Raw genomic sequence first — 7,822 nt, 5'->3', positions numbered from 1 at the left:
GTGTCCACCGACCTGGCGGTCGGCGGGATGACCTGCGCGGCGTGCGTGGGCCGGGTGGAGAAGCGGCTGGCCCGGATCGACGGCGTGACGGCCGGGGTGAACCTGGCGACCGGGCGCGCCCGGGTGCTGCACCCGGCCGGGGTGTCGGTCGCGGAGCTGGTGGCGGCGGTCGAACGGGCGGGATACACCGCCGAGTTGGCACCCGACGGGGTGATCGGCGGGGCACCCGAGGAGGAGCCGGACGAACGGTGGCGGCTGCTGGTCACCGCGCTGCTCGCCGTCCCGGTGCTGGTCCTGTCGATGGTGCCCGCGCTTCAGTTCGACGGCTGGCAGTGGGTCTGCTTCGCGCTGGCCGTCCCGGTGGTGACCTGGGGTTCGGCGGGCTTCCACCGCCGGGCGCTCCAGGGGCTGCGGCACGCCGCCGCGACCATGGACACCCTGGTCAGCCTGGGCGTCGCGGCCTCCTTCTGCTGGTCCGCGTACGCGCTGTTCCTGGGCGGGGCCGGTCAGTTGGGCATGCGGATGCCGTTCTCGCTGACCGCCGACGGCGGCGGCGCCGCGCACGTCTACCTGGAGGCGGCGGTCGGCGTCCCGCTGTTCGTCCTGGCCGGGCGGCTGCTGGAGGGCCGGGTGCGGCGGCGCAGCGGCTCCGCGCTGCGGGCGCTGGCAGAGCTGGGCGCCAAGCGGGTGTGCATCCGCGGCGAGGACGGCGAGGAGCGCCTGATACCGGTCGAACTCCTGCTGCCCGGGCAGGAGTTCGTTGTCCGCCCGGGCGAACGGGTGGCCACCGACGGGGTGGTGCTGGAGGGCGGCTCGGCGTTGGACCTGAGCCTGCTGACCGGGGAGAGCGTGCCGGTCGAGGTCGGCCCCGGGGACCGGGTGGCGGGCGCGACGGTGAACGTCGGCGGCGTGCTGATCGTCCGGGCCACCGCCGTCGGCGCGGACACCCAACTGGCCCGGATCACCGCGCTGGTGGCGGACGCCCAGGCGGGCAAGGCCCGGGCCCAGCGCCTCGCGGACGCGGTGGCCGGGGTGTTCGTCCCCTGCGTGCTGGCGGTGGCGGTGTGCGTGCTGGGCTTCTGGCTGGGCGCGGGCGCGGCCCCGCAGGCGGCGGTGACGGCGGCGGTCGCGGTGCTGGTGGTGGCCTGCCCGTGCGCGCTCGGCCTGGCGACCCCGACCGCCCTGCTGGCCGCCACCGGTCGCGGCGCCGAACTGGGCGTGCTGGTGCGCGGCCCGGAGGTGCTGGAGAGCCTGCGCCGGGTGGACACCGTGGTGATGGACAAGACCGGCACGCTGACCACGGGCCGGATGGAGCTGGCGGCGATGACGGTCGCCGACGGTCACACCGAGGAGGAGGTGCTGCGGCTGGCCGGCGCGGTCGAGCACCGCTCGGAACACCCGATCGGACGGGCCGTCGCGGCGGCCGCCCGGGAACGCTGCGGCCCCCCGCCGCCGGTGGACGGCTTCGCGGCCACCACCGGGCTCGGGGTGTCCGGCACGGTCGAGGGCCGCGCGGTGCGGGCGGTCCGCCCGGACGACGCGGCCCTGCCCACGGAGCTGGCCGAGGCGGTGGCGGCGGCCGGCGCCGCGGGCCGCACCGCCGTCCTGGTGGAGCTGGACGGGCGGGGCGCGGCCGTGCTCGCGGTCGGCGACACGCTGCGCCCGGGCAGCTGGCGGGCGCTGCACCGGCTGCGCGGGCTGGGCCTGGAGACCGTCCTGCTGACCGGCGACGGCCCGGGCGCGGCCCACGCGGTGGCGGCCGAGCTCGGCATCGAGCGGGTGCACTCCGCCGCCTCCCCCGAGCGCAAGGCCGAGGTGGTGGCCGAACTGCGCGCCGCCAAACGGACGGTGGCGGTGGTCGGCGACGGCGTCAACGACGCGGTCGCACTGGCCTCGGCCGACCTCGGGGTGGCGCTGGCCTCCGGCAGCGACGCCGCGATCGGCGCCGCCGGGCTGACGCTGGTGCGCGGCGACATCGAGGCCGTGGTGGACGCCGTACGGTTGGCCCGGCAGACCCTCGCGACCATCCGGGCCAACCTGCTGTGGGCCTTCGGCTACAACCTGGTGCTGATCCCGCTGGCGGCGGTCGGGCTGCTGAACCCGATGCTGGCGGCGGTCGCGATGTCGCTCAGCTCCCTGCTGGTGGTGGGCAACAGCCTGCGGCTGCGCACCTGGCAGCCGGGGCGGGCGCCGGGCAAGGGGGCGCGGCGATGAGGCGCTCGGAGCGGCTCGGGGCGGTCGTCCCACCCATCGGCGCGGCGGCGCTGGCACTGACCCTGCTCACCGGCTGGACGGCGGTCGGCGGCGCCGGCCGGGCTCGCCCGGTGGAGGCCGGGCCGGGCTGGGTCCTGCTGCCGGCCGGCGGTGCGGCCTCGGCCACCGCGGCCTTCTTCACGGTCCGCAACCCGGGCGACATACCGGACGAACTGACCGGCGCCAGTTGGGAGTTCGGCGGGCCGATCACCTTGAAGCGACACCTCCACCAGGGCGCGGCGGGCCGCTGGGAGCCGGTGCGGGCCCTGCCGGTGCCCGGTGGCGGCGAACTCGCGATGTCTCCGGAGGACGCCGATCTGATGATCGCCGCGCCGCCGCCGCTCGCGCCCGGGCAGTGGGTGTCCTTCACCCTCACCTTCCGCAACAGCCCGCCGCTGAACCTCAGCGCCCAGGTCCTGCCCCCGGCCGCCCGGTCGTGGGAAACGCCTCAGGTCACCCGTGCGGGACGACCGCGACCGGCGCCTGCGCGTGGTGCAGCGCCGCATGGGCGACCCGGCCCAGCCGGGGCCCGAACTCGATCGGGCGACGGCGCCGGCCGACCACGACCAGCGAGGCCCCCTCCGAGGTCTCGACCAGCCCGCGCGCCGCGCCGAGCCGGACGTCCTCGACCACCTCGATCTGCGGGTGCTGCTCGCGGTGCCCGGCCAGGGCGAGCGACAGCAGCTTGGCCTCCAGCGCCTCCAGCTGGGCGATCTCCGCCGCCGGTACGGCCCCGCCCGCGTAGCCGAACAGCGGCGGCATGTCCCAGCCGTGCACCGCCCGCACCCGGGCGCCGCGCAGCGCGGCCTCGCGGAAGGCGAAGGCGATGACCTCCTCCTCGGGGGTGTGGGCGTCCACGCCGACCACCACCTCGCCCGAGCCCTCACGGCCCTCCCGCACCACGACCACCGGCACGCTGCTGCGCCCGGCCACCGCCATGCTCACCGAACCGAGCATCAGGCCGGCGAAGCCGCCGAGCCCGCGCGAGCCGATGACCACCAGCTCGGCGTCGGTGGCGGCCGCCAGCAGCCCGTCCACCGGGGCGTCCAGCACCGCGTCGGTCTGCACCTCCAGGCCCGGGTGCTGCTCGCGGACCTCGTCGGCGGACGCGGCCAGGGTGCGCTGCGCGGCGGCCGGCAGGTCGTCCGGCTCGGCGAAGGTGGAGACGCCGTCGGTCAGCCACGGCCAGGCGTGCACCAGTCGCAGCGACGACCCGCGCAGCTCCGCCTCCGCGGCGGCCCACTGAGCGGCGGCGGTGCTCGCCGGTGAGCCGTCGACCCCGACCGCAACGGTTGACGTCATGAGGGTTCCTCCACTGTCTCTGCGTCGGGAACGGCGCGTGTTGACGCCCCGTCCGCTCCTGCTCCCACCCTGGCGGCCGCCCGCGGACCACCGCCAGAGGCCGCAAGCCCTCCGCCCACGGGACGAAAGGCCTGCCCCCGGGAGCCTACCGGTTCCGACCCCGCCGTACTCGGGGTCGACACCCGGGCACTACCGTGTGAACACGGCATTCCCGCTGGTCGGACGGCACCCGAGATCGTCCGGCGCACGACGGCGGGCGGTCAGGGCGAGAACGAGGAGGCCAGCGGTGGGCGGAGCGGACGGCAGCGCGGCGGGCGGCGGCGCGCGGATGCCCCGGCTGCGCCTGGACGAGCTGCTGGAGGAGCTCCAGTGGCGGATCGACGCGGCGCGCGGGACGCAGAACCGGGTGCACAGCCTGCTGGAGGCGGTGCTCGCGGTCGGCCGGGAGCTGGACCTCGCGCAGGCGCTGCACCGGATCGTGGAGGCCGCCGCCGTCCTGGTGGACGCCCGCTACGGCGCGCTGGGCGTGATCGGGCCGGACGGCCACACGCTGTCGCAGTTCCTGACGGTCGGCCTGTCGGAGGAGGAGATAGCCCGGATCGGCCCGCCGCCGTCGGGCCGGGGCATCCTCGGTGAGCTGATCCGGCACCCGCAGCCGTTGCGCTGCCCGGTGCTCTCCGAGCACCCGGCCTCGGTCGGCTTCCCGGCCGACCACCCGCCGATGCACACCTTCCTGGGCGTGCCGGTGCGGGTGCACGGCGAGGTGTTCGGCAACCTCTACCTGACCGACAAGCGCGGCGGGCTGGACTTCGACGAGGACGACGAGGCGGTGATCGCCACCCTGGCGGTCGCGGCCGGGGTGGCGATCGACAACGCCCGGCTGTACGAGGAGGCGCAGCAGCGCCAGCGCTGGCTGAGGGCGAGCACCGAGATCACCCGCAGCCTGCTGTCGGGCGCGCCGCGCCTGGAGGTGGTCGAGCTGATCGCCCGCCGGGCCCGGGAGATCGCCGGCGCCGAGCTGGCGGACGTCTCGGTGGCGCTGGCCGGCCCGGAGGAGCGGGCCGAGGAGCTGACCGTCGAGGTGGCGCTCGGCGGCGATCCCTCCGCGCGCCTCGGTGTGACGGTGCCGGTGGACGGCACCGTCTCCGGAGCCGCGTACGCCTCCGGTTCGCCGGTGACCAGCGACGAGCTGGCCGTCGACGCCCGCTTCCCGGCCGGTCCGGCGGGCCGCTTCGACGGGCTGGGCCCGGCCGTCGCGGTGCCGCTGGGCACCGGTGCCGGGTACGGGCGCGGCGTGCTGCTGCTGGCCCGGGCGCAGGGGCGGCCGGCCTTCGGCCCGGAGGAGACCGGCCCGCTGCTGGGCTTCGCCGACCAGGCGGCGCTCGCCCTGGAACTGGCCGAACGGCGGCGCGACGCCGAGCAGTTGAACCTGCTGGAGGACCGCGACCGGATCGCCCGCGACCTGCACGACCTGGCCATCCAGCGGCTCTTCGCCACCGGGATGACGCTGCAGAGCGCGGGCCGGCTGATCGAGAGCCCGTCCGCCGCCGACCGGGTCGGCCGCGCCGTCGCGGACCTGGACGAGACCATCAAGATCATCCGCTCGACCATCTTCGGCCTGCGCGCCCACAGCGAGCCCGACCGCGGCCTGCGCGCCCGCGCCACCCGCGTCGTCACCGATGCCCAGGGCACGCTCGGCTTCGCCCCCCGGCTGAGCATGGAGGGCCTGCTGGACACCGACGTCCCGCAGGAGCTGGCCGGGCACGTGGTCGCCGTCCTGGCGGAGGCGCTCAGCAACGCCGCCCGGCACGCCCGCGCCACCCGGGTCGAGGTGACCCTGCGCGCCCTGGCCGGACGGGTGGTGCTGACGGTGTCGGACGACGGGGTCGGCGTGCCCGAGGGCGGCCGGCGCAGCGGACTGCGCAACCTCACCGAGCGCGCCGAACAGGTCGGCGGAACGTTCGCCGTCGGCCCGGCGGACGGCGAGGGCGGTGGCACCAGGCTGGTCTGGGACGCGCCGCTCGGCTCCTGAGGGCCCGGCTCTCCACGCAGCCGTACGGGGGAACTCCACCGCACCCGGAGCACCGTACGGACAGACCCGCCATCAGCCGCCCCTAGCCTGCTCGCGTTTCCCGAGCGTCGAGCGTGAGGACGGCCGATGGCCCACGAGTCACCCGTGTCCGCCCCGCCCGGTGTTCCGTCGGCGCCGCCGCCCAGCGGGCCGGTGACGGCGCTGCGGCTGGCGGCCGCCGTGGCCGGGGCCCTGCCGGCCGTGGTGCTGCGGCTGGCCGGGCTCCACCCCGCGCCGGTGACGGGCATGCTGCTGTTCGGCCTCGGGGTGCTGGCGGCGGCGCTGCTGCTGATGTGGGCCGCGGAGACCGCCCGGGCGGACATCTCCGGACCGCTGGCGCTGGCCGTGCTGGCCTTCGTCGCCGTCCTGCCCGAGTACGCCGTCGACCTCTGGTTCGCGTACGCGGCCGGCACCCGGCCCGAGTACGCCGCCTACGCGGCCGCCAACATGACCGGTGCCAACCGGCTGCTGGTCGGCGTCGGCTGGCCGATGGTCGCCCTCGCCGCCTGGGCGGCCGCCCGCCGCCGGGGCATCGACCCCGGGATCACCCTGCGCGAGCACCGCCGGATCGACACCGCCTTCCTCGGCGTCGCCGCCGTGGTGGCGTTCGTCATGCCGCTCACCCGCCGGATCTCCTGGCCGCTGTCGGTGGTGCTGATCGCCTGGTACGCCTACTACCTGTTCCGGGTCGGCCGCTGCGGGGCGTCCGACGAGGAGGAACTCGTCGGCGTCCCGGCCCGGTTGGCCCGTCAGCCGAGGCGCCGCCGGGTGGCCACCACCGTCCTGGTCTTCGTCGCGGCCGCCGGGGTCGTCTTCGCCTGCGCCGAACCCTTCGCCACCTCCCTGGTCAAGGCCGGCGGCGCGCTGGGCATCGACCGCTTCCTGCTGGTGCAGTGGCTCGCCCCGCTCGCCTCCGAGGCCCCGGAGCTGATCGTCGCGGTCGTCTTCGCCTGGCGGCTGCGCGCCGACGACGGCCTGGGCGCGCTCCTCTCCAGCAAGGTCAACCAGTGGACCCTGTTGATCGCCTCGCTGCCGCTCGCCCACCTGGCGGGTGGCGGCGGGGCCGCCCTCCCCCTGATCGAGCGCCAGGTGGACGAGGTGCTGCTGACCGCCGCCCAGACCGTCCTCGCCGTCGTCCTCCTCCTCGACCTGCGCTTCCTGCCGTGGAAGGCGGCCCTCCTGCTCGTCCTCTTCGCCCTCCAGTTCGCCCTGCCCGGCGAGTCCGCCCGGCTGCTCCTCAGCTGGGTCTACCTCGCCATGGCCGCCCCGGTGCTGGCCCTACGGCTGCGCGAACTGCCGCCAACCGCACGGGCGTTGGCGGGCCGGATCGAGGGCGATCCGCACTGACTACGACTGGGAGGGCAGGGTGCGCAGGAAGCCGAGGAGGTGGGCGTTGAACTCCTCCGGCCGTTCCATGTTGGGGTAGTGCCCGGTGCCCGCGACGGTCTCCGTCCGGCCGTCGGCGACGCTGCGGGCGACCCGCTCGGCCATGCCGATGTGGTCGGGCGAGTCGATGCCGCCGTTGACGGCCAGCAGCGGGACGGTGATCCCCGCGAGGCGCTTCCAGGTGTCGGCCACCGGCACCAGGTGCTGCGGCTCGTCGGGGGTGTGCTTGGCGATGGTGCCCCGGGTCATCTCCTTCAGCCGGCGCACCACCTCCCGGTCGACCTCGCCGAGGCTCCGCTGCGGCCCGGCCGCGAGGCGGGTGAACGCGGAGATCCAGCCCTCGACGTCCCCCTCGGCCAGTGCCCGCGCCTCCTCGGCGGCGATCTCGTCGAGCCACGGGTCCTGGAACTCGGGCTCGCTGGTGCCGTTCCCGCTGATCACCAACGCGCTGACCAGCTCGGGGTGTTCGAGCGCGAGGTCGAGGGCGATCCCCCCGCCCATGGACAGGCCCACGACGACCACCGGCCCGAGGCCGAGGTGGCGCAGCAGCCCCGCCAGGTCGTCGGCGGGGCGGAACGGCCTGCTCGCGTTGGCGGAGGCGCCGTGCCCGCGGATGTCCGGCGCGATCACCCGGTGCTCGGGCGTGAGGGCGGGGAGCTGGTCCTCCCACATCCGGTGGTCCATCAGGCCCCCGTGCAGCAGGACCAGCGGCCGGCCCGTGCCGGTGTCGAGGTAGGCGAGGGGACCGTCGCCGCTGTCGAACGTGCGGATCTCAGTGGCGTGTTGAGTCATGACGGGAACTCTAGATCG

Annotated in this window: 5 protein-coding genes and 1 pseudogene; 4 read left to right on the top strand and 2 right to left on the bottom strand. The window is 76.1% G+C overall.

Annotation, left to right across the window (positions count from 1 at the left end):
• Nucleotides 1-2,214, top strand: a 2,214-nt coding sequence (locus J0670_RS23450; RefSeq protein ID WP_243437406.1) for a cation-translocating P-type ATPase, incomplete at its 5' end; no start/stop codon positions are given.
• Nucleotides 2,211-2,633 (top strand): annotated as a pseudogene (locus tag J0670_RS40595) (copper chaperone PCu(A)C); the annotation flags it as partial. The gene J0670_RS23450 and the pseudogene J0670_RS40595, both read left to right, overlap by 4 nt.
• Before the next feature lie 73 nt (nucleotides 2,634-2,706).
• On the opposite strand, the gene J0670_RS23440 reads toward J0670_RS40595, so the two are convergent.
• Nucleotides 2,707-3,555 (bottom strand): universal stress protein, encoded by an 849-nt coding sequence (locus J0670_RS23440; protein ID WP_207813625.1) that lies wholly within the window; start codon nucleotides 3,553-3,555, stop codon nucleotides 2,707-2,709.
• Nucleotides 3,556-3,883: 328 nt separating this feature from the next.
• Between J0670_RS23440 and J0670_RS23435 the strand changes: the two genes are divergently transcribed.
• Together J0670_RS23435 and J0670_RS23430 are read left to right on the top strand one after the other, a co-directional pair.
• Nucleotides 3,884-5,587: a GAF domain-containing sensor histidine kinase gene (locus tag J0670_RS23435; protein WP_207813627.1), complete on the top strand. Its 1,704-nt coding sequence runs from the start codon at nucleotides 3,884-3,886 to the stop codon at nucleotides 5,585-5,587.
• Between the two features lie 126 nt (nucleotides 5,588-5,713).
• On the top strand, nucleotides 5,714-6,973 hold the full coding sequence (locus J0670_RS23430; protein ID WP_207813624.1) for a hypothetical protein: 1,260 nt from the start codon (nucleotides 5,714-5,716) through the stop codon (nucleotides 6,971-6,973).
• Here J0670_RS23430 and J0670_RS23425 read toward each other — a convergent pair whose 3' ends face one another.
• Entirely contained in the window at nucleotides 6,974-7,804 is an 831-nt protein-coding gene (locus tag J0670_RS23425; RefSeq protein WP_207813623.1) for an alpha/beta fold hydrolase, read from the bottom strand.
• Between the last annotated feature and the right edge of the window lie 18 nt (nucleotides 7,805-7,822).

Origin of the sequence: Streptomyces sp. FH025, from assembly GCF_017427025.1 — a bacterium.
Lineage (GTDB): Bacteria > Actinomycetota > Actinomycetes > Streptomycetales > Streptomycetaceae > Kitasatospora.
This window is presented reverse-complemented; position numbering and strand designations above follow the sequence as displayed.

Coding starts and splice junctions, on each gene's coding strand:
- J0670_RS23440 (WP_207813625.1), bottom strand. CDS start 3,555: ATGACGTCAACCGTTGCGGTCGGGGTCGACGGCTCACCGGCGAGCACC.
- J0670_RS23435 (WP_207813627.1), top strand. CDS start 3,884: ATGCCCCGGCTGCGCCTGGACGAGCTGCTGGAGGAGCTCCAGTGGCGG.
- J0670_RS23430 (WP_207813624.1), top strand. CDS start 5,714: ATGGCCCACGAGTCACCCGTGTCCGCCCCGCCCGGTGTTCCGTCGGCG.
- J0670_RS23425 (WP_207813623.1), bottom strand. CDS start 7,804: ATGACTCAACACGCCACTGAGATCCGCACGTTCGACAGCGGCGACGGT.